The organism is Shinella sp. S4-D37 (genome assembly GCF_040812195.1).
GTDB lineage: Bacteria > Pseudomonadota > Alphaproteobacteria > Rhizobiales > Rhizobiaceae > Shinella.
The window spans coordinates 1,962,079-1,988,184 of sequence record NZ_JBFNXL010000005.1 but is presented as its reverse complement, the minus strand read 5'-3'; the positions used below and the strand labels follow the sequence as shown (position 1 = coordinate 1,988,184).

The 26,106-nt window shown below is 65.9% G+C and carries 23 protein-coding genes; 19 read left to right on the top strand and 4 right to left on the bottom strand.

The window, feature by feature from the left end:
- Positions 1-132 precede the first annotated feature (132 nt).
- Together AB3G45_RS17085 and AB3G45_RS17080 are read left to right on the top strand one after the other, a co-directional pair.
- A complete protein-coding gene (locus AB3G45_RS17085; protein WP_367831694.1) occupies positions 133-3,060 on the top strand; it encodes a valine--tRNA ligase in 2,928 nt (975 codons plus the stop codon).
- Between the two features lie 356 nt (positions 3,061-3,416).
- On the top strand, positions 3,417-4,670 hold the full coding sequence (locus tag AB3G45_RS17080; protein WP_367831693.1) for an OmpP1/FadL family transporter: 1,254 nt from the start codon (positions 3,417-3,419) through the stop codon (positions 4,668-4,670).
- Here the strand turns inward: AB3G45_RS17080 and AB3G45_RS17075 are convergent.
- On the bottom strand, positions 4,610-4,972 hold the full coding sequence (locus AB3G45_RS17075; protein ID WP_367831692.1) for a hypothetical protein: 363 nt from the start codon (positions 4,970-4,972) through the stop codon (positions 4,610-4,612). The genes AB3G45_RS17080 and AB3G45_RS17075 overlap by 61 nt on opposite strands.
- 61 nt (positions 4,973-5,033) lie before the next feature.
- On the opposite strand from AB3G45_RS17075, the gene exoR reads away from it, so the two are divergent.
- Positions 5,034-5,837, top strand: a complete 804-nt coding sequence (exoR, locus tag AB3G45_RS17070; RefSeq protein WP_367833610.1) for an exopolysaccharide production regulator ExoR — start codon at positions 5,034-5,036, stop codon at positions 5,835-5,837.
- Positions 5,838-5,863: 26 nt separating this feature from the next.
- On the opposite strand, the gene xth is transcribed toward exoR, so the two are convergent.
- Positions 5,864-6,655, bottom strand: coding sequence for an exodeoxyribonuclease III (gene xth, locus AB3G45_RS17065; RefSeq protein ID WP_367833609.1), 792 nt, complete (start codon positions 6,653-6,655; stop codon positions 5,864-5,866).
- A gap of 34 nt (positions 6,656-6,689) precedes the next feature.
- The gene (locus AB3G45_RS17060; RefSeq protein WP_367831691.1) at positions 6,690-7,022 is read right to left on the bottom strand and encodes a HesB/IscA family protein; all 333 of its coding nucleotides are present in this window, start codon (positions 7,020-7,022) and stop codon (positions 6,690-6,692) included.
- Between the two features lie 218 nt (positions 7,023-7,240).
- Here AB3G45_RS17060 and AB3G45_RS17055 point away from each other — a divergent pair, with 218 nt between their 5' ends.
- The 15 genes from AB3G45_RS17055 (at position 7,241) to AB3G45_RS16985 (ending at position 24,576) form a co-directional block, all read left to right on the top strand.
- Entirely contained in the window at positions 7,241-8,461 is a 1,221-nt protein-coding gene (locus tag AB3G45_RS17055; protein WP_367831690.1) for a deoxyguanosinetriphosphate triphosphohydrolase, read from the top strand.
- A 66-nt stretch (positions 8,462-8,527) separates the two neighbouring features.
- A complete protein-coding gene (gene argS, locus AB3G45_RS17050; protein ID WP_367831689.1) occupies positions 8,528-10,288 on the top strand; it encodes an arginine--tRNA ligase in 1,761 nt (586 codons plus the stop codon).
- 64 nt (positions 10,289-10,352) lie between these two features.
- Complete coding sequence (locus AB3G45_RS17045) at positions 10,353-13,511, top strand: SPOR domain-containing protein (protein ID WP_367831688.1); 3,159 nt, start codon at positions 10,353-10,355, stop codon at positions 13,509-13,511.
- Between the two features lie 98 nt (positions 13,512-13,609).
- Positions 13,610-14,629 carry a beta-N-acetylhexosaminidase gene (gene nagZ / locus AB3G45_RS17040; protein WP_367831687.1) on the top strand — a complete coding sequence of 340 codons (1,020 nt, stop codon included), beginning with the start codon at positions 13,610-13,612 and terminating at the stop codon, positions 14,627-14,629.
- A gap of 84 nt (positions 14,630-14,713) precedes the next feature.
- Positions 14,714-15,523: a ScpA family protein gene (locus AB3G45_RS17035; protein ID WP_367831686.1), complete on the top strand. Its 810-nt coding sequence runs from the start codon at positions 14,714-14,716 to the stop codon at positions 15,521-15,523.
- Complete coding sequence (gene scpB, locus AB3G45_RS17030; RefSeq protein ID WP_367831685.1) at positions 15,516-16,229, top strand: SMC-Scp complex subunit ScpB; 714 nt, start codon at positions 15,516-15,518, stop codon at positions 16,227-16,229. Before AB3G45_RS17035 ends, scpB begins: the two co-directional genes overlap by 8 nt.
- Positions 16,230-16,291: 62 nt before the next feature.
- The gene (locus tag AB3G45_RS17025) at positions 16,292-17,395 is read left to right on the top strand and encodes an ABC transporter ATP-binding protein (RefSeq protein WP_367831684.1); all 1,104 of its coding nucleotides are present in this window, start codon (positions 16,292-16,294) and stop codon (positions 17,393-17,395) included.
- A 42-nt stretch (positions 17,396-17,437) separates the two neighbouring features.
- Complete coding sequence (locus AB3G45_RS17020; protein WP_367831683.1) at positions 17,438-17,635, top strand: twin-arginine translocase TatA/TatE family subunit; 198 nt, start codon at positions 17,438-17,440, stop codon at positions 17,633-17,635.
- A gap of 91 nt (positions 17,636-17,726) precedes the next feature.
- On the top strand, positions 17,727-18,335 hold the full coding sequence (tatB, locus tag AB3G45_RS17015; protein ID WP_367831682.1) for a Sec-independent protein translocase protein TatB: 609 nt from the start codon (positions 17,727-17,729) through the stop codon (positions 18,333-18,335).
- Positions 18,332-19,168, top strand: a complete 837-nt coding sequence (tatC, locus tag AB3G45_RS17010) for a twin-arginine translocase subunit TatC (RefSeq protein WP_367831681.1) — start codon at positions 18,332-18,334, stop codon at positions 19,166-19,168. The genes tatB and tatC overlap by 4 nt, the downstream gene beginning before the upstream one ends.
- A gap of 69 nt (positions 19,169-19,237) precedes the next feature.
- Entirely contained in the window at positions 19,238-20,521 is a 1,284-nt protein-coding gene (gene serS, locus AB3G45_RS17005) for a serine--tRNA ligase (protein ID WP_367831680.1), read from the top strand.
- An 18-nt stretch (positions 20,522-20,539) separates the two neighbouring features.
- Positions 20,540-21,310: a 5'/3'-nucleotidase SurE gene (gene surE / locus AB3G45_RS17000; protein WP_367831679.1), complete on the top strand. Its 771-nt coding sequence runs from the start codon at positions 20,540-20,542 to the stop codon at positions 21,308-21,310.
- Positions 21,307-21,963 carry a protein-L-isoaspartate(D-aspartate) O-methyltransferase gene (locus AB3G45_RS16995; RefSeq protein ID WP_367831678.1) on the top strand — a complete coding sequence of 219 codons (657 nt, stop codon included), beginning with the start codon at positions 21,307-21,309 and terminating at the stop codon, positions 21,961-21,963. The genes surE and AB3G45_RS16995 overlap by 4 nt, the downstream gene beginning before the upstream one ends.
- 261 nt (positions 21,964-22,224) lie before the next feature.
- Positions 22,225-22,854: a hypothetical protein gene (locus AB3G45_RS16990; RefSeq protein ID WP_367831677.1), complete on the top strand. Its 630-nt coding sequence runs from the start codon at positions 22,225-22,227 to the stop codon at positions 22,852-22,854.
- 141 nt (positions 22,855-22,995) lie between these two features.
- Positions 22,996-24,576, top strand: coding sequence for a peptidoglycan DD-metalloendopeptidase family protein (locus AB3G45_RS16985; RefSeq protein ID WP_367831676.1), 1,581 nt, complete (start codon positions 22,996-22,998; stop codon positions 24,574-24,576).
- Positions 24,577-24,689: 113 nt separating this feature from the next.
- On the opposite strand, the gene AB3G45_RS16980 is transcribed toward AB3G45_RS16985, so the two are convergent.
- Complete coding sequence (locus tag AB3G45_RS16980; RefSeq protein WP_367831675.1) at positions 24,690-25,559, bottom strand: ATP-binding protein; 870 nt, start codon at positions 25,557-25,559, stop codon at positions 24,690-24,692.
- A 183-nt stretch (positions 25,560-25,742) separates the two neighbouring features.
- Here AB3G45_RS16980 and yajC point away from each other — a divergent pair, with 183 nt between their 5' ends.
- Complete coding sequence (gene yajC / locus AB3G45_RS16975; RefSeq protein ID WP_367831674.1) at positions 25,743-26,072, top strand: preprotein translocase subunit YajC; 330 nt, start codon at positions 25,743-25,745, stop codon at positions 26,070-26,072.
- Positions 26,073-26,106: the final 34 nt, after the last annotated feature.

The following is a 26,106-nucleotide window of genomic DNA, read 5'->3' as shown; positions in this document are numbered from 1 at the left end:
CGACCAATTCTCAAAAAGATTGGTTTAAGCCGCGCCGGAGCCCCGGGGCGGCTTTTCTTCTGATATTGTTGACTTCGCCCCGGCCATCCGGTTTAGAAAACGTAACCGACAAACAGCAGGCCACGCACGAAAATGCTTGAAAAAAATTATGATTCCGCAGCGGTCGAGCCGCGCATTGCCAAGGCATGGGAAGATGCGGACGCGTTCCGCGCCGGCGAGGGCGCCAAGCCCGGCGCCGAAACCTTCACCATCGTGATCCCGCCGCCGAACGTGACGGGCTCGCTGCATATGGGCCATGCGCTCAACAACACGCTGCAGGACATCATGGTCCGCTTCGAGCGCATGCGCGGCAAGGACGTCTTGTGGCAGCCGGGCATGGACCATGCCGGCATCGCGACCCAGATGGTCGTCGAGCGAAAGCTTGCCGCCGAGAAGCAGCCGAGCCGGCGCGAGATGGGCCGCGAGGCCTTCGTCGAGAAGGTCTGGGAGTGGAAGGCGGAATCGGGCGGCCTGATCTTCAACCAGCTGAAGCGCCTCGGCGCGTCCTGCGATTGGTCGCGCGAGCGCTTCACCATGGACGAGGGCCTTTCCGACGCCGTCCTCGAAGTTTTTGTGTCGCTCTACAAGGAAGGCCTGATCTATCGCGGCAAGCGGCTGGTCAACTGGGACCCGAAGTTCGAAACGGCGATTTCCGACCTCGAGGTCGAGAACCGCGAAGTCGACGGCCACATGTGGCATTTCAAGTATCCGCTGGCCGGCGGCGAGACCTACACCTATGTCGAGAAGGACGCCGACGGCAACGTCGTCTTTGAGGAGGAGCGCGACTACATTTCCATCGCCACGACGCGTCCCGAGACGATGCTGGGGGACGGCGCGGTCGCGGTCCATCCCTCGGACGAGCGCTATGCGCCGATCGTCGGAAAGCTCTGCGAGATCCCGGTCGGCCCGAAGGAGCACCGCCGCCTCATCCCGATCATCACGGATGAATATCCGGAACCGGATTTCGGCTCCGGCGCGGTCAAGATCACCGGCGCGCACGATTTCAACGACTACCAGGTTGCCCGCCGCAACAACATCCCGCTCTACCGCCTGATGGACACGCGCGCGGCGATGCGCGCCGACGGCGAGCCCTACGCGTTTTATGCCGCGCAGGCGCTGGAGATCGCGAAGACCGGCACCGTGCCGAACGAGGCCGAGGTCGACGACATCAACCTCGTTCCCGACGAATATCGCGGCCTCGACCGCTACGAGGCCCGCAAGCGCATCGTCGAGGCGATCAATGCCGAGGGCCTGGCGGTCACCGTCAAGGACGCCGAGGGCAACGACGTGCCCTTCGTCGAGAACAAGAAAGTCATGCAGCCCTTCGGCGACCGCTCCGGCGTCGTCATCGAGCCGATGCTGACCGACCAGTGGTTCGCCGACGCCGCGACGCTGGCCAAACCCGCCATCGCCTCCGTCCGCGAGGGCCGCACCAACTTCGTCCCGAAGAACTGGGAGAAGACCTATTTCGACTGGATGGAGAACATCGAGCCGTGGTGCATCTCGCGCCAGCTCTGGTGGGGCCACCAGATTCCCGCCTGGTACGGCCCGGACGGCCAGGTCTTCGTGGAGAAGACCGAGGAGGAGGCGCTGCACGCCGCCATCCAGCACTACATCGCCCATGAAGGCCCGTGGAAGGCCTGGGTCGAGGAGAAGCTGGAGAATTTCGCGCCGAGCGATATCCTGACGCGCGACGAGGACGTCCTCGACACCTGGTTCTCCTCCGCGCTCTGGCCGTTCTCGACGCTCGGCTGGCCGGAACAGACGCCGGAACTGGAAAAATATTACCAGACCGACGTGCTGGTCACCGGTTTCGACATCATCTTCTTCTGGGTCGCCCGCATGATGATGATGGGCCTGCACCTGATGAAGGACGAGTACGGCAACCCGGTCGAGCCGTTCCACACCGTCTATGTCCACGCCCTGGTGCGCGACAAGAACGGGCAGAAGATGTCGAAGTCGAAGGGCAACGTCATCGATCCGCTGGAACTGATCGACGAATACGGCGCGGACGCGCTGCGCTTCACGCTGGCCATCATGGCTGCGCAGGGCCGCGACGTGAAGCTCGACCCGGCCCGCATCGCCGGCTACCGCAATTTCGGCACCAAGCTGTGGAACGCCACGCGCTTCGCCGAGATGAACGGCGTGGCGTCCGATCCGAAATTCGTGCCGGAAGCGGCCTCGCTGACGATCAACCGCTGGATCCTGACGGAACTTGCCCGCACGGCGCGCGACGTCACCGAGGCGATCGAGACCTACCGCTTCAACGATGCGGCGAGCACGCTCTACCGCTTCGTCTGGAACCAGTTCTGCGATTGGTATCTGGAACTGCTGAAGCCGGTGTTCAGCGGCGAGGATGCGGCCGCCAAGGCGGAGTCGCAGGCCTGCGCGGCCTATGTCCTGGAGGAAATCTACAAGCTCCTGCACCCGTTCATGCCCTTCATGACGGAAGAGCTCTGGGCGCATACCGCCGCCGAGGGCAAGGCGCGTGACAGCCTGGTCTGCCACGCTGAATGGCCGTCGCCGGCCTATGGCGACGAGGCGGCCGCCGACGAGATCAACTGGCTGATCGACCTCGTCTCCGGCATCCGCTCGGTGCGCGCCGAAATGAACGTGCCGCCGAGCGCGACGGCGCCGCTCGTGATGGTCGACGCCAACGCGATGACGCGGAAGCGCCTCGAAACGCACGATTCGGCCATCCGCCGCCTTGCCCGTGTCGAGCAGATCGGCCTGGAGGACACGGCGCCCAAGGGCGCGGCGCAGATCGTCGTCGGCGAGGCGACCGCCTGCCTGCCGCTCGGCACGCTGATCGACCTTTCGGCCGAAAAGGCGCGCCTCGAAAAGGCCATCGAGAAGGCGAAGGCGGAAGCCGCGCGCATCCAGGCAAAGCTGTCGAACGAGAAGTTCGTCGCCAATGCCAAGCCGGAGGTGGTCGAGGCCGAGCGCGAGCGCTTTGCCGAACTGGAGCAGCAACTCGCAAGCCTCGCGGTGGCCCTCGGCCGGGTGAGCGAAGCGGGCTGAGTTCCTTCAGATCTGCGTAAATGCCAGGAAAGCGCGTCGGAACCTCCGGCGCGCTTTTCGATTCGTCGGCCCCTCCGCAAAATTCCGCCTGTATCCCAAATGTAACAGGTTACTACCATTATGGAAAAGATAACCCTTTATTAGCGGGAAGGTCGCTATTGTTGAAAAATCGTTTCCGGTGGTGCAACTGCTGAGGGGCTTCATGAAAAACTTACGTAACTTCTTGAATACCCGCCGGAAGTCGCGGGTAAAAACGCGGGTTTGCCAACCTCGCGGTCCTCTTCGATAGTCGCAGTGGAGAGGCGCAGGACGGAAGACAGCCGTCCGGGGCGCGGGGCTTTGCAGCGGAGGATTGCATGAGACGGAAGACCATCGGCATCGGAACGATGACGGCGATGGCCCTGCTGGCGGCTACCTCGGCACAAGCGGGCGGCCTGGAGCGGGGCGGCTACAATATCGACCTGTTGTTCGATCCTTCGGACTATGCCATCGAGACGGCGGTGACCTATGTCAACCCGCAGCGCGAGATGAACAATGTCCGCGACAACATCCCGCTCGACGGCGACCTCAGCGGCCTGCCCGACGACGGCGTTCGCGACACCGAGGGCTACTGGGTGCCGCGCATCGGCTTCAAGGCGGCGATCACCGACGCGGTCGACTGCATGGCCGATTATTCCCAGCCCTGGGGCGTGCACGTCAATCCCGGCCGCAACTGGGCGGGCGCCAACGACAATGTCGAGACCAAGATCGAGAGCGACAATTACGCGGCGACCTGCTCCTATTCCTTCGACATGGGGCCGGGCAGGCTGCGCCTGATCGGCGGCGGCTTCTACCAGGAGGTCTCCGGCTTCAAGGACCGCCTCGTCTTCGCCATGCCCGACGGCGCGCCGCTGAGCGGCATGGGCCGCCTCGAACTGGAGGGCGAGGGCTGGGGCTGGCGCGCCGGCATCGCCTACGAGATCGAGGAATACGCGCTGCGCGCCAGCCTCGTCTACAACAGCGCGGTGAAGCTCGACGACATTACAGGCACGATGGACCTCCGGCAGGTTCCCGGCGCCGTCCTGCCGGGCATTGCCGGCATCAACACGCCGGTCTTCGGTTCCGCCGAAATGCCGGATTCGCTGGAGTTCAAGTTCCAGACGGGCATCGCGCCCGACTGGCTGGCCTTCGGCTCCGTCAAGTGGACCGACTGGAGCCAGCTTCAGAGCCTGCCCTTCTGCCCGATCGCCACGCGCGGCATCGACTGCCGCACGAGCGGCCCGACGGAGGTCACCTCGCTCGATTTGCTCTATCGCGACGGCTGGACCGTTTCCGGTGGCGTCGGCCACAAGTTCAACGACAGGCTGAGCGGCGCCGTGAGCCTGACCTGGGACCGGGGCACGAGCACCGGCATCGGCGCGCAGACCGATACCTGGACCGTCGGCACGGGCATTTCCTATGCGGCGAACGAGAATGTCGAGTTCCGCCTGAGCGGCGCGCTGGGCATTCTGACGAGCGGTTCGTCCGGCCAGGTCGTCAAGGACGGCCGCACCTTCGGCCGCCGCGTCTCCTATGATTTCGACAGCGACCTGGTGACGGCGATCTCCACCTCGCTGAAGATCAAGTTCTGATCGGCCGGACCAGGAACGGCCAGAATCAGGCCCGGTGTCATCACCGGGCCCTTTTTCCTGGTTAACGTTCCGTTGCCTTGCGGCAGGCTTGACGGGAAGACCACAGCGACGCCTGAAAATATGTGACGGAATCGCAACACTTTTTTCCCAGAGTTTGCTACACCTTCGGGGAAGCGACGAAATGTCCATTTCCCGCCACAAACGGGGCGCAGCGATACGGACATGCAGACGCGTGGAACCGCGCCCAAGGAAACGATGAGCCAGCCGATGTCATTGCCGCCGGAGTTGCCGGAAATCCGCACGGAAGTCGTGCGTTCCCGGTTCGGCGGATGCAAGCCGGGCCGGCGCGGAATTGTAGAAGTGATGCCGAAGTCCGAGTTGATGCCGATGAAAGCAGTGGTATTGGGTCTTTGTCTCTCGCTCCCTCTCGGAGCGGCGTCCCAGGCTCTCGCATTCGATCCCCAGTCCGGCGTCAGCAAGGAAAGCGGGCCCTTCGATCTCTTCAAGTTCGGCTTCTTCTCCTACAAGGAGGGGCGCAAGAGCGATGCCGTCGAGGCCTATCGCTACGCCGCCGAAAAGGGCCATACCGGTTCGCGCTGGGCACTCGCCAACATGTATGCGGACGGCGACGGCGTGCCGGAGAACGATCTCGAAGCCTTCAAGATGTACAGCGAGATCGCCCAGGCCGGCGTCGAACCGGGCTCGGAGGACACGGGTTATTTCGCCAATGCGCTGATCGCGCTCGCCAGCTACTATCGCCGCGGCATTCCCGACAGCCCCGTCAAGGTCGACATGGCCCAGGCCCGCCAGCTCTATTTCCAGGCGGCTTCCGCCTTCGGCATTCCCGAGGCCCAGTTCCAGCTCGGCCGCATGATGCTTTCGGGCGAGGGCGGCGGCGTCAGCGTGCACCAGGCCAAGAAGTGGCTGAACCGCGCGCGCAACAACGGCCATGCGGGCGCCATGGGCCTCTTCGGCAACATCCTCTTCCAGGAAGGCCAGACGGCCCGGGGCCTTGCCTTCATGACCGCCGCGCTCGACCATTGCCCGCCGAAGGACTGCGGCTGGCTGCAGGCCACCCAGGAGGAAGCCTTCTCCGTCTCCAGCGAGGCCGACCGCCGCAAGGGCGTGGCGCTCGCGCAGAGCATCCGGTTCAGCCCGGAAGAATAGCGGCCGGTGGGCGCGCGCTCTGTCCTCTACGCCGCGTAATCCAGCACCGCCACGACCGGCACATGGTCCGAGGGCTTTTCCCAGTTGCGCACATGCTTTTCCACCGCCGTCGAGACGAGGCGGTCGGAGGCTTCGGCCGACAGCATGAGATGGTCGATGCGGATGCCGAAATTCTTCGGCCAGCAGCCGCCCTGGTAGTCCCAGAACGTATAATGCGGCACGGCATCGGTGGAGGCGCGCACGGCATCCGTGAGGCCGAGATTCTCCAGGCGCCGGAAGGCCTGGCGGGTCGGCGGCAGGTAGAGCGCGTCGCGCTGCCAGACTTTCACGTCCCAGCAATCGTGCGGCTCGGGAATGACATTGTAGTCGCCGGCAAGGATCAGCGGCTCCTCCAGCGCCAGCCGGTCCTCGGCAAAGGCGACCAGCCGGTCCATCCAGGAGAGCTTGTAGGGATATTTCACCGGATCGTCCGCCGGGTTGCCGTTCGGCAGGTAGAGCGAGCAGAAGCGGATGACGCCGCCCTCGACGGAGAAGACGCCCTCGATGAAGCGGGACTGCTCGTCGCCGTCGCCGCCGGGAAGGCCGCGATTCACCTCGTCGGGCCGGATTTTCGAGAGCAGGGCGACGCCGTTGAAGCCCTTCTGGCCATGCGTCTCGACGTGATAGCCGAGCGCTTCGATCTCGCCGCGCGGAAACCCTTCGTCGATCGTCTTGATCTCCTGGAGCCCGACGATGTCGGGACTGGACTCCTTCAGCCAGGCGACGAGATTGTCGATGCGCGCCCGCACGCCGTTGATGTTCCAGGTGGCAATCTTGATCGGCATGCGGGTTCCCGTCTTGGTTTCTGGAAGGTCAGATCGAGAAGCTGGTGCCGCAGCCGCAACTGGCCACGGCGTTGGGGTTCTTGATCTGGAAGGACTGGCCGAGCAGGTTGTCGACGAAATCGATCTCGGACCCGTCCATGTAGACGAGGGAGAGCTGGTCGATCAACACTTTCGCATTGTCCCGCACGAGCACCAGGTCGTCGTCCTGCTGGTCCGCGACGAGGTCGAACTTGTAGGAAAAGCCGGAACAGCCGCCGCCTTCCACCGAGACGCGCAACGCCTGCTTTTCGGGCGCGGAGGTGAGGATCGACGCGATGCGCCGGACGGCGGCGTCGGAAATCGTAACGGATTTGTCGGTCATGTCTGCCTCCTGCCGGGGTCAAGATCCGGAGAGAATCGCTATCCTTCGAGGACGGCCGGTTTGCCGTCCCGGGCGTGACCCGCTGCGAGCCGTCTCACACAAATCCTTGAAAAGGCTTGTATTTCACGCTCGGCTTGCAGCCGGACTTGCCGCTGTGCACACTATAGGTATGAAGGCATTGCGGCCGCGTCAATGGGCGGCGTGAATGCAGGTGAAGAATGACGTTCGACAAACATGCGCTGGGTTTTGGCGCGGGGCAACGCGCCACCTATGCCTCCGACCCCTGGGCGACCCGTGGACGGCTCCATCCCGAAGCGGAAAGCCCTACGCGCTCGGATTTCCAGCGCGACCGCGACCGTATCGTGCACACCACGGCCTTCCGGCGCCTCAAGCACAAGACACAGGTCTTCATCGCCGCCGACGGCGACCATTATCGCACGCGCCTGACCCACACGATCGAGGTGGCGCAGATTGCCCGCGCGCTCGCCCGCGCCCTGAGGCTCGACGAGGACCTCGCCGAGGGCGTGGCGCTGGTGCACGATTTCGGCCACACGCCCTTCGGCCATACCGGCGAGGATGCCCTGCACGAGGTGCTGAAGGCCTTCGGCGGCTTCGACCACAACGCCCAGTCGCTGCGCATCGTCACCAAGCTGGAGCGGCGCTATGCCGAGTTCGACGGGCTGAACCTCACCTGGGAGAGCCTGGAGGGTCTCGTCAAGCACAATGGGCCGCTGATCGGCCCGACGGGCGAATGCACCCATGGCGAGGAGGTACCCCGGCCGATCCTCGATTATTGCGCGTTGCACGACCTGGAACTCGGCAGCTTCGCCAGCATGGAGGCGCAGGTCGCGGCGATCGCCGACGACATCGCCTACAACACGCATGACATCGACGACGGGCTGCGCTCGGGCTATCTGACCTTCGAGATGCTGGAGGAGGTGCCGTTCCTCGCCGGGCTGATGCGCGACGTGCGCCAGCGCTATCCGGACCTCGAAGCCTCGCGCTTCACCCATGAGATCATGCGCCGCCAGATCACCGCCATGGTAGAGGACGTGATCGGCTATGCGCAGCAGGCGGTGCGCGAGGAGCGGCCGGAAAGCGCCGACGACGTGCGCAAGGCGCGCCGCTGCCTTGCCACCTTCTCCGCGGAGATGGCGCGCACCGACAAGGAGATCAAGAAGCTCCTGTTCTCGCGCATCTACCGGCATCCGGAGGTGATGCGGGTGCGGGCGAACGCCGCCTCGATCCTCACGGACCTCTACCACGCCTATATGGACGACCCGCAGCTCATGCGGGGGCACTATTGGGTGGACCGGATCGCCACCATGCCGGAATCGGCCCGCGCGCGCCATGTCGGCGACTATCTGGCCGGCATGACCGACAACTACGCGGTCGACACGCATCGCCGGCTGTTTGACCATACCCCCGATTTGCGATAGTCAGCCGCCACCTGAACTTCTTCGCAGAAATGGCCCGAAACGGGCCGCTGCGTGCGGATGGACGAGATGAACCTTTTTACAGACTTCGACAGCAGAATCAAAAACGTACTCGAAGGACTTGAGATCGTGCGTGAAAAGCGCGCCGACCTCGACTTCGGCCGCATCGCCGTCGAGCCGCCGCGCGATGCGAGCCATGGCGACGTTGCGACGAATGCCGCGATGGTGCTGGCAAAGCCGCTCGGTCTCAATCCGCGGGCGCTGGCCGATCTCATCGTCGCCGAGCTGAAGAAGGATCCGGAAGTGGCCGATGTCAGCGTCGCCGGTCCCGGTTTCATCAATGTCCGCCTCTCCGTGCCCTATTGGCAGAAGCTGCTTGCCGCGATCGTTTCGGCCGGCACGGACTACGGCCGTGGTGCGCTCGGCGCCGGCCGCAAGGTGAACGTCGAATATGTCTCTGCCAACCCGACCGGCCCGATGCATGTCGGCCATTGCCGCGGCGCCGTGGTCGGCGATGCGCTGGCCAACCTGCTCGCCTTCGCCGGCTATGCCGTGACCAAGGAATATTACATCAACGATGCGGGCTCGCAGATCGACGTGCTCGCGCGCTCGGCCTTCCTGCGCTACCGCGAGGCGCTCGGCGAGACGATCGGCGACATCCCGTCGGGCCTCTATCCGGGTGACTATCTGGTCCCGGTCGGCGAGGCGCTGGCGGCGGAATTCGGCACGACGCTGCGCGCCATGCCGGAACACCAGTGGATGCCCATCGTCAAGGACAAGACGATCGACGCGATGATGGCGATGATCCGCGCGGACCTCGCCGCCCTCAACGTCACGCACGACGTCTTCTATTCCGAGCGCTCGCTGCATGCCGGCAACGGCGCGCCGATCCGCACCGCGATCAACGACCTGACCTTCAAGGGCCATGTCTACAAGGGCGTGCTGCCGCCGCCGAAGGGCCAGTTGCCGGAAGACTGGGAAGACCGCGAGCAGACGCTCTTCCGCTCGACGGAGGTCGGCGACGACATCGACCGCCCGCTGATCAAGTCGGACGGCTCCTATACCTATTTCGCCGCCGACGTCGCCTATTTCAAGGACAAGTTCGACCGCGGCTTCGACGAGATGATCTATGTGCTCGGCGCCGACCACGGCGGCTATGTCAAGCGCCTGGAGGCCGTCGCGCGCGCCGTTTCGGAGGGTAAGTCGAAGCTGACCGTGTTGCTCTGCCAGCTGGTCAAGCTGTTCCGCGACGGCGAGCCGGTGAAGATGTCGAAGCGCTCGGGCGACTTCGTCACGCTGAGAGACGTCGTCGACGAGGTCGGCCGCGATCCGGTGCGCTTCATGATGCTCTACCGCAAGAACAGCGAGCCGCTCGATTTCGATTTCGCCAAGGTGACCGAGCAGTCCAAGGACAACCCGGTCTTCTACGTGCAGTATGCCCATGCGCGCTGCATGTCGGTGTTTCGCCAGGCCGCGGAAGCCTTTGCCGACCTCGACGTCGCCGCGCTCGATCTTGCCGCCGCCATCGAGGGCAACATCGCCGATCCGAGCGAATTGCAGCTTCTGGCGAAGCTCGCAGAATATCCGCGTGTGATCGAGGGCGCTGCACTGGCGCACGAGCCCCATCGCATCGCGTTTTATCTCTATGATCTTGCCAGTGCATTCCATGCGCACTGGAACAAGGGCAAAGAACAGCCGGAATTACGGTTTGTTAACGATAAAAATAGAGAATTGACCATCGCCAGACTTGGGCTGGTGCACGCTGTCGCCTCCGTTCTCAAGTCGGGCCTGTCCATTACAGGCACGGCTGCTCCGAACGAAATGCGGTAAACGTCACCATTTGCCCACAATAAGCTGGCAAACGCGTCTTTGTAGCTTGTGAGTGGGAAGCAGTATGGCAGACAAGAACTTCGCGCGAAGCGGAACCGCTGACACGGATCTTCTGGCGGACGACGATCCGTTGGCCGAGCTTGCCCGTCTCGTCGGCTACGAGCCGCGTCCGGTTCCGGATGCCGGCAGGCCTTCCCCGGAGCCCGACCATGCGGCTCCGCGCATGGACAATCCCGTGCTTGCGCTCGAGGACGAGCTGATGCGCGCCTTCGAGCAATATGATGCGCCGCCCCGCGAGAGCGTCGAGCCCGTTATTGCCGAGCGCGCCGCGCCGCAGCATGTCGAGCCGGTCTTCGACATGCCGGAGCCGGGCGCGGAAGCACGCGATGCCATCCTCGACGAGGTGCCGACGCGGGATGCCGCGCCGCGCGATGTCGTCCACCACGAACCTTCCTTCGAGGAGCAGTTCTTCCACGCCGAGCCGTCCTTCGAGGAAGATGCCTCGGTCGCGGTAGAGCAGCCGGAAGTCGCCGTGAGCGACGTCACTTTCGATGCGCCCGCGGCCGAGCCCTCCTATGCGCAGGAGGCCGTGGCCGACGCGCAGCCCGCAGACGTCGAGCCGGAACTGGATTTCGATCCGGCCCTGCTGCTGGCCGACGAGCTTGAGACGGCCGTGCACGACGTGTCGCCCGTCGATGCCGAGCCGATGGCGCATGCCGGCCACCGGTTCGCCGACCGGCTGGAGCCGCGCTTCGAGCCGTCCGTGCGCAACGAGCCTATCGTCGAGACGCCGGTCGCCGTCGATGCCGAGGAGCACCGGCCCGTCGTCCTTGGCTTCCAGCCGCTCGCGCCGGAGGAAAATCCGATCGACGAGATCGGCCTCGATCTCGAGCGCGAGCTGGAGCTTTCGATCGGCGACGGCTTTGCCGGCGACCTGCTTTCCGACGTCCGCGATGCCGCCGCGGTGGCCCATCCGGTCTCCGAACCGTTCCATACCGAGCCGGCCTATGCCCGCGACGAGCCGCATTTCGTCGCCGAGATGCCGTTCGAGACGCGCGAGGACCGCGCCCGCGCCGTGGCCGAGGCGGAGACGCAATGGCGGGGCGCCGAGCCCGCGCAGGATCTGGAGCCCGACTACCGGCTGGAATCGGTCGAGCCGGGCCAAGGCTACGACCCGGATTCGCTGCTGGCCGAGGTCGAGCGCTATCCCGTGCCGGACAGCCGCTCGCCGCTTACGGCCGCCACGCTCGCCTCCGTGAGCACGACGCCGCGCGCCAGCATGGCCCATGTCGCCTCGATCTTCGGCCGCGCGACGCCCGTCGCGCACCGCCAGCCGCTAGAGGACGCGGCCCACGCTCCGCTGGCCGACGCTGTTCCTGTTCAGGAGGCCGAAGCTTACCGCGAGCCGGTCGCCATGCCGATCCCGGCGGCGGCCGAGCCGGACCTCGATATCGAAAACCTCGAATTCGACCTCTCCGACATCGATTTCTCGCTCGACGAGGAGCCGGTGCGGCAGGAGGCCAAGGTGGCGGAGACCCGCCCGGAAACCACCGTCGAGGCCGCAGGGCCGGTCGGGATGCAGACGCCCCTGCGCCGCGAGCCGGCGGTCGCCGTTCCCGTCTCGACCTATATCGCGCCGCAGCCGGTGGCCGCCGAGACGGCCGACGGCGCGCTGCCCTTCGACCCGGCGATGATCGCCGAGACCGACGAGGGCGTCTCCCCCGTCACCGAGCTCGACGTGCCGCAGCTTCCCGTCATCGAGAAGGAGAAGCCGCCGGCCTACCAGCCCGATTATGATTTCGACATCGACGCGGAAATGGCGCAGCTCTTCAACGAGCCGGCCGCCAAGACGCGCGGCGAGGACCTGTCGGCCGGCGTTTCCGCCGGCGCGGTCGCGGCCGCCGTCAGCCAGCCCGCGACGCAGATCAACGACGTCGACGATTTCGAGCGCGCCCTGGAAGAGGACTTCCGCCGCTCGCTGAACCAGCCCGAGCGCATGGCGATCCCCGTCGATCCGGGCCAGGCCAACACGCTCTATGCCGGCGACGGCTATGACGAGGAGCGGTCCCGCCCGCGCCGCGGCCTCTTGATCGCCGCCTCCGTCGCGGCCCTGCTCATGGTCGGCGGCGGCGGTGTCTATGCCTGGTCGAGCTTTACCGGCGGCACCGCGAACTCCGGCGAACCGCGCGTGATCCTCGCCGACAAGGAGCCGATCAAGATCGTGCCGGAGGAGAAGGGCGGCAAGACCGTGCCGAACCAGGACAAGGCGGTCTATGACCGCGTCGCCGGCGACACGGCCGCGACCCCGCAGCAGGAACAGCTCGTCACCTCGACGGAAGAGCCCGTCGACGTCGTGCAGCGCACGCTGACGCCGGAAACCCTGCCGTTCGACGGTCCTGAAGACGGCGTCGAGGCGGTCATCGCCGCGGAGAACGAGAACCGCGTGCTGCCGGGCGTCGACGAGCCGGAAACGGCGGCGGCCGAGGGCGGCAACACGCCGCTCGTCTCGCCGCGCAAGGTCAAGACGATGATCGTCAAGCCGGACGGCACGCTCGTCGCCCGCGAGGAGACGGTCGGCGAGCCGGCGGTGGAAACCGCCTCGCTCGACGCCAAGGCGACCGCCACCACCGGCAGCGCCTCGGGCGAAATCGCCGCCACGGCCAATGCGACGGTCGACACCAATGCCTCGCTCGCCGCCGAGCAGGCGGCCGGCGAAGGTCAGCCGCGCTCCGCGCTGGCGGAGGTCGCCAATGCCGACGTCGACGACACCGCGCCGGTGCGCACCGTGAAGACGACGACGATCGGCGCGAGCGCCACCTCGACGGACGGCAATGCGCCGGTTCCGGAAACCCGCCCCATCGACCAGCCGGTCACCGTGGTCGGCACCGTCACCGAAAACGGCAACGTCTCGGGCACCCGGACGGCCGAGGCGACGCCGACGCAGACGGGCGAGCAGACGCAGGTCGCAGCCGTCGCGCCCGGCAGCTATGTCATCCAGATCGCCTCGCTGCCTTCCGAAGCGGAAGCCCAGAAGAGCTACAACACGCTCTCCTCGAAGTTCTCGTCCGTCATCGGCGGGCGCGGCGTGGATATCAGGAAGGCGGAGATCCCGAACAAGGGCACCTATTTCCGCGTCCGAATCCCGGCCGGCTCGCGCGAGGAAGCCAATTCGCTCTGCAGCCGCTACAAGAGCGCCGGCGGCAGCTGCCTCGTCACCCGCTGAGGCGGCGACGATTTCCCGGGGAGGCGCGGCCTGGTCCGCGCCTCTTCGATTCCGACGGCACATCCTTCGTTTCCCCACGAACCTTCAAGATTGCGGACATGAGCGAATCGAAATCCTTCCTTTCCGGCTGCAAGGGCCTCAGCCTGACCGCCGACGAAAAAGCCTTCTTCCGCAGCGAGCGGCCCTGGGGCTTCATCCTGTTCGGCCGCAATATCGGCGAGCCGGCGCAGGTGGCGGACCTGACCGCCGAAATGCGCGACTGCATCGGCGGCGGGGCGGACATTCCGGTGCTCATCGACCAGGAGGGCGGCCGCGTCCAGCGCATCAAGCCGCCGCATGTCCAGCAATATCCGAACGCCGCCGCGCTCGGCGCCATCTACCGCGCCGATGCCGAGAAGGGGCTGCGCGCCGCCTGGCTCATGTCGCGCCTGCAAGCCTTCGATCTCCTGCGCCTCGGTATCAATGTCGATTGCCTGCCGGTGCTCGACGTCACTGTTCCGGGCGTGCACGACGTCATCGGCAACCGTGCCTACGGGCAGGAGCCGGAGATCGTCTGCGTTATGGGCAAGGCGGCTGCCGAGGGCCTCAAGGCCGGCGGCCTGCTGCCGATCATGAAGCACATGCCCGGCCACGGCCGCACCATGGTCGATTCGCACCATGACCTGCCGGTCGTGCACGCGAGCCGCGCCGAGCTGGAGGCCTGCGACTTCGTGCCTTTCCGCCGCATGAAGGACGAGCTGATGGCGATGTCCGCGCATATCGTCTTCACCGCCATCGATGCCGACAATCCGGCGACCACCTCGGCGAAGGTCGTGCGCGAGATCATCCGCGGCCATATCGGTTTCGACGGGCTTGTGATGTCCGACGACGTGTCGATGAACGCGCTGAAGGGCGATATTGCCGCAAGAAGCCGGGGAATCATTGCCGCCGGCCTCGACTTGGTGTTGCATTGCCATGGCATCATGGAGGAAATGATCGCGGTGACCGAGAACGTTCCGCCGCTCACCGGCGACAGCCTGCGGCGGGCGAATGCGGTGCGCGCGGGCTTCCCGACGCCGGACGGGGCGGACGAGGCGGCGCTGCGCGAGGAATTCAACGCCATGGTCGCGGTGGCCTGACGACCGCCGCGGGGCGAAGAGAGGGGCGACGTGCAGGGAACGGGGTCGAAGCCACCGAGGAAGGGGCGCGGCGCGCAGGCGCCGATGGCCGACCTGTGGCAGGACGCCGAGGCGCGGGGCCTTTCCGAGGAAAGCCTCGTCGTCGACCTTGCCGGCTTCGAAGGCCCGCTCGACCTTCTCCTGCATCTCGCCCGCACGCAGAAGGTGGACCTCACCCGCATCTCGGTGCTGGCGCTCGCCGAGCAATATCTCGTCTTCATCGAGCGGGCGCGCAAGATCCGTATCGAGCTTGCCGCCGACTATCTCGTCATGGCGGCCTGGCTCGCCTATCTGAAGTCGCGCCTGCTCATCCCCAGACAGGCCAAGGACGACGGCCCTTCCGGCGAGGAGATGGCGGCGAGCCTCGCCTTCCGGCTGAAGCGGCTGGAGGCGATGCGCGATGCGGCAAGCCGGCTCGTCAACCGCAACCGCCTCGGCCGCGACGTCTTCGCCCGCGGCATGCCGGAGCACATCCCGACCGAGCGGCGCTCCTCCTTCGAGGCCTCGCTCTACGACCTGCTCAGCGCCTATTCCTCGCTGCGCCAGCGCCACGCGGTCACCCATGTGACCATCGAGAAGCGCACGGTCTGGTCGCTCTCCGACGCGCGCGAGATCCTGTCGCTGCTGGTCGGCGGCTTCGAGGACGACTGGGCGGCGCTCGACAATTTCATCCTGCGTTACCTCAGCGATCCGGCCGAGCGCACCACGGCGATCGCCAGCGCCTTCGCGGCGACGCTGGAACTGGTCCGGGAAGGGCGGCTGGAACTGCGCCAGGACGGCGCCTTCCAGCCGATCTACCTGCGCCGCGGGCCGAACCCGGACGGCGACGAGGACGGGGGCGACGATCGTGGCTGAGGCGGGAGACGACGCACCGCGCGATGCGGACGCCGGCACGATCGTCGATCCGCGCCGGCTGCACGAGGCGGCGCGCATCGCCGAGGCGCTTGTCTTCGCCTCCGCCGGGCCGGTCCCGCAGGCCTATATCGCCGACCGGCTGCCGCGCGGCGTCGACGTGCTGCATGTCATGCGCGAACTGAAGGCGCTCTATGCGGGCCGCGGCGTCAATCTCGTGCAGCTCGACGACAGCTGGGCCTTCCGCACCGCGCCGGACCTCTCCTTCGTCATCCGCACGGACGAGACGGAGGTGCGCAAACTGTCGCGCGCCGCGCTCGAGGTCCTGTCGATCATCGCCTATCACCAGCCGGTCACCCGCGCGGAGATCGAGGATATCCGCGGCGTGCAGACCTCCAAGGGCACGCTGGACGTGCTGATGGAGGCGGGCTGGGTGCGGTTTCGCGGCCGCCGGCGTTCGCCGGGGCGCCCGGTCACCTTCGGCACGACGCGCGATTTCCTCGATCATTTCGGGCTGGAGGACCTGCGCGACCTGCCGGGTCTCGAAGAGCTCAAGGGCGCGGGCCTCCTGTCCGGCCGCATCCCCTCCAATTTCCAGGTGCCCCTGCCGCTGCGCGAGGACGAGCTTGCGGAGGACGAGGACCCGATCACCCAGCTCGACCTGGAGGAACTCGGTCTCTTGACACCGGGCGGAAAAGAAGACGAATAGACGAAGCTTATGACAGGACTGCATCGTCGGCGGGAGCCGGCGACAGGGAAAGACTTCGGCACATGGTTCTGGATCCGTCAGGCTCCAACGATATCGGGACGAGGCGGGCATCGGCGGTGACCTTCGCGGCGAGCCTGTCCTTCGAGGATATCCACCATAGCTACCACAACAAGGAAACGATCCGCGGCATCTCGTTGACCGCGGAGCCCGGCGAGGTGCTGTGCCTGCTCGGCCCGTCCGGTTCCGGCAAGACGACGCTTCTGCGCATTGCCGCCGGCATCGAGGCACAGACGGCCGGCCGCGTGCTCTTGAACGACCGCGAGGTTGCCGGCCCCGCCGTCTTCCTGCCGCCCGAGCGGCGCGGCGTCGGCCTGATGTTCCAGGATTTCGCGCTCTTCCCGCATATGACGGTGCGGGACAATGTGCGATTCGGCCTGACGGCCCTGCCGCGCGCCGAGGCGGAGGCGGAGGCCGAGATCGCGCTCGATCGCGTCGGCCTGGCGCATTATGCCCGGAAATTTCCGCATGTCCTGTCCGGCGGCGAGCAGCAGCGCGTGGCGCTCGCCCGGGCGCTCGCGCCGCGCCCCTCGGTGCTTTTGATGGACGAGCCCTTCTCCGGGCTCGATTCGCGCCTCAAGGATTCGATCCGCGCCGATACGCTGGCGATCCTGCGCCAGTCGCGCGCCAGCGCCATCGTGGTGACCCACGATGCGGAAGAGGCGATGCGCATGGGCGACCGGATCGCGCTGCTGAAGGACGGCCGGCTCGTGCAGGTGGGAACGGCCGAAGAGCTCTATCTTCACCCGAAGAACATCTTCGCCGCCGCCTTCTTCTCCGAAATCAACGAATTTCCCGGCCATGTGCGCGGCGGCGTGGTCGAAACGCCGCTCGGCAATGTCGACGGCACGCGGTTTTCCGATGGCCAGAAGGTCCATGTCGCGGTGCGCCTTTCGGGGCTGCGGGTGATGGAAACGGGCGGCGATATCCCCGCCCGCATATTGTCGCGGCGCTTTCTCGGGGTGGTCGAACTGCTCGATCTCGCCGTGCCGGGCACGAACCGGCCGATTAGGGCCCGCGTGAGGGCCGATCTGTTAGCATCCGGATTGCGCGACGTCACGCTTTCGGCTAACCACCGCGACATTCTAGTGTTTGAAAAAGACGGCTGAACGTCTTACATCGGGGTACGAGTTCGAAAGGGAGTCGAGATTATGGGTTCATTCAGCATCTGGCATTGGCTGATCGTTCTGGTGGTGGTGCTGCTGCTGTTCGGCCGCGGCAAGATTCCGGAACTGATGGGTGATGTCGCCAAGGGCATCAAGAGCTTCAAGAAGGGCATGTCCGACGACGAGGCCGCCGCTGCCGACAAGGCCAAGACCGTCGACCACAAGGCCGACGAGGTCAAGTGACCGGCGTCGAACCTGGATTTGCCGGGTCGGCCCGTGCGGCCTGACCCGGCGGCCGCGAGCGGCGGTTCGCGGTCCATGAGGACAATATCCTATGCTTGATGTCGGCTGGACCGAAATACTCGTCATCGCGATCGTCCTGATCATCGTGGTCGGTCCGAAGGACCTGCCGCAGATGCTGCGCACCTTCGGCCGCATGATGACGAAGATGCGCGGCATGGCGAGCGATTTCCGCCAGCAGTTCGACGAGGCGCTGCGCGAAGCGGACCTCGAGGACGTCAAGAAGACGATCGGCGAGGCGCAGAAGCTCAATCCGCTGAACACCATCCGCGAGGCGGTCAATCCGCTGCGCCAGATGGGCGACGAGATCAAGGCGGACCTGCAGAAGACGACCAGTTCCGTCTCCTCGGTCGCGCCGCCCGCAACGCCGGCCGAAAGCGTCACCGCCGGCACGCCGGTCGCCGTGCCGTCCGAGGCGCAGACGCCTGCCTCGGCCGAGCCCGTCGCGGCCGTGCCGCTGAAGGCCGGGCCGGTCAAAAAGACGGCGGCAGAGAAGCCGGCCGCCGCCGACAAGGTGGCAAAGCCGCGCAAGGCGGCCGCCAAGGCTGAAACCGCCGAGAAGCCGGCCGCAAAGGCGTCCGCCGAGAAGAAGGCGGCGCCCGTACGGGCCAGAACTGCAAAGACCAAGAAGGGCGACGCATGAGCGGCGACATCGAAGACAAGCCCCAGCCGCTCATCGAGCACCTGATCGAGCTCCGCCAGCGCCTGCTGTGGGCCGTCGGCGCATTCTTCGTCGCCTTCCTCGTCTGCTTCTATTTCGCCAAGCAGCTGTTTAACCTGCTCGTCCTGCCCTTCAAGTGGTCGGTGGAGTGGGCGGGGCTTTCGCATCGCAATGTCGAACTGATCTACACGGCGCCGCAGGAATTCTTCTTCACGCAGATCAAGGTCGCCATGTTCGGCGCGCTGGTCATCGCCTTTCCCGTCATCGCCCAGCAGGTCTACAAATTCGTCGCGCCCGGCCTCTACAAGAACGAGCGCGCCGCCTTCCTGCCGTTCCTCATCGCCTCGCCGGTCCTGTTCCTGATCGGCGCGGCGCTCGTCTATTTCTTCTTCACGCCCATGGTCATGTGGTTCTTCCTGGCCATGGAGCAGGGCGGCGGCGAGGGGCAGGTCTCGATCCAGCTCCTGCCGAAGGTCTCCGAATATCTCAGCCTCATCATGTCGCTGATCTTCGCCTTTGGCCTCGTCTTCCAGCTTCCGGTGGTGTCCTCGCTTCTGGTGCGGACCGGCTTCATCGATTCGAAGGCGCTCGCCGACAAGCGCAAATATGCGATCGTCATCGCCTTCGTGGTCGCCGCCGTGCTGACGCCGCCCGATCCGGTTTCCCAGATCGGCCTTGCGCTGCCGGCCATCCTTCTCTACGAGATTTCCATCTATACGGCCCGACTCATCGAACGGCAGCGGGCGAGCGCCTCGAACGCGCAGGATGCGGAGAACGAGGTCGTTGCGACGCCGGAAGAGGCCGACAAGGCCTGATCTTCGGCGTTGCCGCACTGTGCTGCCGGGCGCGGGTGGGCCTCAATCCACGGAACGCCTGGAACGACAATGCTTGATATCAAATGGATCCGCGACAACGCCGCCGCTCTCGACGCCGCTCTTGCAAAGCGCGGCGCGAGCCCCCTGGCACAGGCCCTCATCGATCTCGACGAGAAGCGCCGCAGCGTCATCCAGAAGGCGCAGGACATGCAGTCGCGCCGCAACGCCGCCTCCAAGGAGATCGGCGCCGCGATGGCGGCCAAGAACAGTGAGCTTGCCGAGAGGCTGAAGACCGAGGTCTCGGCCATCAAGGACCAGCTTCCCGCGGCGGAAGAAGAGGAACGCCAGGTCACGGCCGAACTCAACGACGCCCTGTCGCGCATCCCGAACATCCCGCTCGACGACGTGCCGGTCGGCACGGACGAGACCGGCAATGTGGAAAAGCTGAAATGGGGCAGCAAGCCCGGCTGGAACCACAAGGCGCTGGAGCACTACGAGATCGGCGAAGCGCTCGGCTACATGGATTTCGAGGCCGCGGCCAGGATCGCCGGCTCGCGCTTCACCGTGCTGAAGGGCCAGCTCGCCCGCCTCGAACGCGCCCTCGGCCAGTTCATGATCGACGTGCACACCGGCGAGCACGGCTATACGGAAGTGCACGCGCCGCTGCTGGTGCGTGACGACGCCATGTTCGGCACCGGCCAGCTGCCGAAATTCTCCGAGGACCTGTTCCGCACCACGGACGGCCGCTGGCTGATCCCGACCGCGGAGGTCTCGCTCACCAACCTCGTGCGCGAGGAGATCCTCGACCAGGAGAAGCTGCCGCTGCGCTTCACCGCGCTTACGCCGTGCTTCCGCTCGGAAGCCGGCTCCTCGGGGCGCGACACGCGCGGCATGCTGCGCCAGCACCAGTTCATGAAGTGCGAGCTCGTCTCGATCACCGACGCGGAAAGCGCGATCGACGAGCACGAGCGCATGACGGCCTGCGCCGAGGAGATCCTGAAGCGTCTCGGCCTGCACTACCGCGTCATGACGCTGTGCACCGGCGACATGGGTTTCGGCGCGCGCAAGACCTATGACCTGGAAGTCTGGCTGCCGGGGCAGGATACGTTCCGCGAGATCTCGTCGTGCTCGGTCTGCGGCGACTTCCAGGGCCGCCGCATGAATGCGCGCTACCGCGGCAAGGACGACAAGGCGACGAAGTTCGTGCACACGCTGAACGGTTCGGGCACGGCCGTCGGCCGCGCGCTGATCGCCGTCATGGAGAACTACCTCAACGCCGACGGCTCGGTCACCGTGCCGGACGCGCTGCTGCCCTATATGGGCGGCCTGAAGAAGATCGAGAAGGCTGCCTGAGGCGGAGGCGGAAACGACATGCGCATTCTACTGACGAACGACGACGGCATCCACGCCGAGGGCCTCGCGGCCCTCGAACGGATCGCCCGCGAACTGACCGACGACGTCTGGGTCGTCGCGCCGGAGACGGACCAGAGCGGCCTTGCCCATTCGCTGACGCTCTCCGAGCCGCTGCGCCTCAGGAAGATCGACGACAAGCGCTACGCGCTGCGCGGCACGCCGACGGACTGCGTCATCATGGGCGTGCGCGAAGTGCTCGACGAGAAGCCGGACCTCGTGCTGTCGGGCGTCAATGTCGGCGCCAATATGGCCGACGACGTCACCTATTCCGGCACCATCGCCGGGGCGATCGAGGGCACGCTGCAAGGCATCAAGTCCATGGCGCTGAGCCAGGCCTACCACCATGCCGGCGGCCGCGTCGTGCCGTGGGAGGTGGCCGAAAGCTTCGCACCGAAGCTGATCCGCCAGCTCATGGATGTCGAGCTGCCGGACTGGACCTTCTTCAACATCAATTTCCCGAACTGCGCGCCCGCGGACCTCAAGGGCGTCGAGGTCACCAGCCAGGGCAAGCTCGATTTCGGCCTGACGATCGAAGAGCGCGAGGACGGGCGCGGCTTCCCCTATTACTGGCTGCGCTTCGGCGAGCGGAAGGGCGATTTCCGCACCGGCACGGATATCCATGCGGTGAAGAACCACAAGATCTCCGTGACGCCGCTGAAGCTCGACCTCACGGACTATACCGTGCTGGACCGCGTGCAGCGCGTGCTCAACGGCGAGGACGTGGATTGAACACGGGGCGGGTGATCGAGAAGGAGGGCTTTGCCGCGCTGGCCTTGCGCCTGCGCGGCCAGGGCATCAACGATCTCGACCTGCTCACCGCCGTGGAGCAGACGCCGCGCACGCTTTTCGCGCCGCCGCAATTCGCCGGCGAGGCCTATTCGCGCCGCGTGCTGCCGCTCGACTGCGGTTCCTTCATGGAGGGCATCGACCTTGCCGTGCGGCTCCTGCATCTCCTGAACCTCAAGGCCGGCCAGCGTATCCTGGAGGTGGGCACCGGTTCCGGCTTCACCGCCGCCGTCATGGGCCGCCTGACGGAACGCGTGCTGACGGTCGACCGTTACCGCACGCTCGCCACCAACGCGCAGCAGTCGATCGAGAAGGCCGGCATCCGCAACGTCATCGTGCGCCAGGCCGACGGCAGCAACGGCATGCCGGGCGAGGGGACCTTCGACCGTATCCTCGTCACCGCAGCCTTTCCCGCCCTGCCGCGCTTCTTCGCCGAGCAGCTCGTGTCCGGCGGCATGCTGATCGCCCCGGTCATGGTCGGCGAAACCGAATGCCGCATGCTGAAGCTGGTCAAGACCGGCAGCCGTTTCGACCGCGAAGACCTCTTCGACGTGCCCTACCTGCCGATCGTCCCCCAGATGGCACAGGCCCTCTGACCCGTCCCCGCAACCCGTCCGTTCTCGTCCGGCAGGCCTCCGCCTCTTGAGTCCTTTTCGCGTTTTTGCCGGAAAACCGGCATGGGCGGGGCGCCCGTCTGCGCGTTCCGCGCGAATTCCTGACGCGAATACAGCGCGTTAACCTTTTGTTAACCAGCGCAAGCTTCGCGCAAGCTTCGGGGCGTAGGCCGGTGACGAAGCAGAAACTTCCACCCAGGACGCCGGTTTTCCAACGCGACGGCCGTTCCGATGGAGAGGGAAATGCACGTCTCGAACAGGATCGCCAGCAGCTCGACCAGCGACAGCCTCGCCTACCTTGCGACCAAGGCCGCGGGCAAGGCCGTCGAGGAAAGCACCGAGGCCGGTTCGACCGCGAATCTGGCCGGCGGCAGCTACGACCCGTCCGCCCATGTCGGCCTTTCGGTCGATGCGCTGCTCGTCCTCAATGTCGCACGGGAAGAGACGGCTTACAGTCAGCCCGCCCTTACCGAAGCGGAGCGCGAGAACCTCGATACCGATGCGCTGGAGAAGCGCGAATATGCCGCTTTCGGCCACTTCCTCGATGAGGGCGACCGCAAGGCCTATTATCGCGCCTATATCGAATATTTCGACAGCATGCCGGCCGAGGACCAGCGCAGCGCCCGCTATGCCGGCACGCGCGAGCCGGCCGTCACGGCGCTGCACGCCATCGCCTATAATGAAAGCGCCCTCGACATGACGGCGCCCGATGCCGCCCTCGAAAACGCCACCGCCGGCGAGGGCAAGGGCAGCAGGCGCGCGACCCCCATCTCGGCGATCTTCCAGCCGAGCCAGGTCGATTTCGAGAACGCCGCCCGCGTCGTCACCAGCCGCATCTCGCGCGCCGACACCATGTACGCGACCGGCTTCTGAAGCCTTTGCCGCGGCGGCGCGGACGCGCCATGGTTATCAATTCACCAAAAAACCAATACGGATAGCCCTGCTTTAACCGGGCAGTAACTCTAACGCGCTTTAATCGGTCCACATCAAGTAGCGTACCGATTGGGTAATCATATGCGTAAGAGTGTATCGCCGAGTTTTGCCAGGACCGCGACCCGCCTCGCGGTTGCCGTCTTGCTGGCCAGCGTCGCGACCGGGTGCAGCTCGGACGCCTCGCGTTTCGGCGGTCTCTTCTCCTCCTCCGGCCAGGACAATATGACGACGAGTTCGGTCCCGCGCCGGACGTTGTTCGGTGGCAATCCGGTTCCGCGCGGCACTGTCGGCAACGGCCAGCAGTTCGCGACGGCCGACCAGCTCGGCTCGCGCGAGGAAGCGCTCAACCAGCCGTTCCCCGATCAGGGCGCCGTTTCCTACGATCCGATCAACACGGCGACCACCGGCGGTTCCGGCACACGGCTCGCGACGACGCCGATGAGTGTCCAGCGCGGCGAGCTTGTCGACCCGACCGCAGGCGCCCGCCAGGCCGCCGAGCGCGAGGTCGCCCTCGGCCAGCAGCTTCCCGGGCGCAAGGCGAAGGCCATCGTCGAGGATGCCGATACGCTGACGACGGCAACCGTCAACAAGGGCAAGGCCGGCTGGTCGACCGCCAATGCGCCGGTCGTCATGCTGCGCCAGGGCGAGAGCGTGAAGACGCTCGCCAACCGCTACGGCGTGCCGGAAAAGGAAATCCTCGCGGCCAACAACCTGAAGCGCGCCTCGGATGCCGAGCCGGGCCAGAGGATCGTCATCCCGACCTTCAGCACCACGGCAAGCGCCGCCAAGGCCTCGACCGACAGCACGCTGAAGGTCGACAACAAGCTGCCGACGCCGGAGCGCAGGGGCGAGCAGAACGTCGCCATCCTGCCGACCACCTCCAATCGGGAGAAGCTGAAGTCGGAGAGCGACCAGACGAATTCGAACGTCGCCGATGCCGGCGAAGGCAAGGGCAAGGGCGGCTACGAGGTCAAGCCGGGCGATTCGCTCGCCAAGATCGCGCGCAGCAACGGCGTTTCCGTCGATGCGCTGAAGAAGGCGAACGGGCTGACGACCGCCTCGATCCGCATCGGCCAGAATCTCGTCATCCCGGCCGGCGGCAGCGTGGCCGCGGCCGAAACGACCACCGACAAGACGGTGACCGCATCGGTTCCGGCGAAGAAGGAAAAGGCCGTCGAGACGGCAGAGAAGAAGCCGGAAGCCTACAAGGCGCCGGTGAAGACCGTTTCGGTCACGGAAGTGGCGGCGAAATCCGACGTCACGGACGAGGCGCCCGAATCGACCGGCATCGGCAAGTATCGCTGGCCGGTGCGCGGCGCGGTCATCGCCGGCTACGGCGCGAATGTCGACGGCAACCGCAATGACGGTATCGACATCTCCGTTCCCGAGGGCACGCCCATCAAGGCCGCCGAAAACGGCGTGGTCATCTATGCCGGCTCCAGCCTGAAGGAACTCGGCAACGCCGTCCTCGTGCGCCACGACGACGGCACGGTCACGGTCTACGGCCATGCCGGCGACCTGAATGTCCAGCGCGGCCAGAAGATCCAGCGCGGCCAGACCGTCGCCACCTCCGGCATGAGCGGCAACGCTACCCGCCCGAAGGTTCACTTCGAGGTGCGCAAGAACGCCACGCCGGTCAACCCGATGACTTTTCTGGAATAGGGGCGATCGCTTTCGGAAAGACACCAAGGCCCGGCTCGACCGGGCCTTTCACGTTCCGGGCACATCGGAGGCGGGAGAAGGACCTCGGCACGCGGAGGCCGGCCCGTCGTCCCTTATTTGACGAGCGGCTTGCCCAACCTGCCTGCAAGGTCCTGCACATATTGCCAGGCGACGCGGCCGGAGCGCGAGCCGCGGGTCGTCGACCATTCCAGCGCTTCCGCATGCAGTTGCTCGGCCGGGATGCCCAGGTCGAAGTGCCTGGCGTAGCCGTCGATCATCTCGATATATTCGGCCTGGCTGCACTTGTAGAAGCCGAGCCAGAGGCCGAAGCGGTCGGAGAGCGAGACCTTCTCCTCCACCGCCTCCGACGGGTTGATCGCCGTCGACTGCTCGTTCTCCATCATGTCGCGCGGCAGGAGGTGGCGGCGGTTGGAGGTGGCGTAGAGCAGCACATTGTCCGGCCGGCCTTCCACACCCCCGTCGAGCGCTGCCTTCAGCGACTTGTAGGACGTGTCGTCATGGTCGAAGGACAGGTCGTCGCAGAAGATGATGACCGGGCAGGGCGCTTCCTTGAGGATATCCATCAGCGCCGGCAGCGTGGCGATGTCCTCGCGGTGCACTTCCACCAGCTTCAAGCTGCCGCCCGTCTCCTCGGCGGCCAGCGCATGGACGGATTTGACCAGCGAGGACTTGCCCATGCCGCGCGCGCCCCAGAGCAGCACGTTGTTGGCCGGCAGGCCGCGGGCGAAACGCACCGTGTTGTCGACGAGGATGTCGCGCACATGGTCGACGCCGCGGATCAGCTCGATCTCGATGCGGTTCGGCCGCCTCACCGGCTGCAGGTGCTGGCGGGCCGGCGACCAGACGAACACCTCGGCGGCGTTCCAGTCGTTGACGGCGGGCGCGGGGCCGGCCAGGCGCTCCAGCGCGGCGTTGATGCGGCCGATTTCGGCGAGCAAGAGCTTGACGTGATCTTCCTGCAATTTCTTTCTCCTCATGCGTCCCTGCCGGGTAGCATGCGGCGACGGGTCGCGAAAAGGGGGAAAGCGCTTGAAAACAGGCCGCTTCGAAAGGACGTGTGTTGCATTCAAGGCTCGCTTGCCTATATTCCGGCAACCGAAACGGCCCCGCAGGCCACCCGAATTCACGATTTCAAGGAGTAGTTGATGTTCATTACCGAGGCCTTCGCGCAGACGGCACCCGGCGGGGCAGGCGGCGCAGACATTCTCATGTCGGTCCTGCCGTTCCTGCTCATCTTCGTGGTGATGTATTTCCTCATCATCCGCCCGCAGCGCGCTGCCATGAAGCGTCGCGATGAGCTTCTGAAGAACATCCGCCGCGGCGACCAGGTCGTCGCCGGCGGCATCGTCGGCAAGGTCACCAAGGTCGTCGACGACAACGAACTCGAAGTCGAGATCGCCGAAGGCATCAAGATCCGCGTCGTGCGCAGCGGCGTCAGCGAAGTCCGCGTCAAGGGCGAACCCGTCAAGGAATGACTTGGCCTGCCGCCTGGCCGGGGAAACGTTCCCG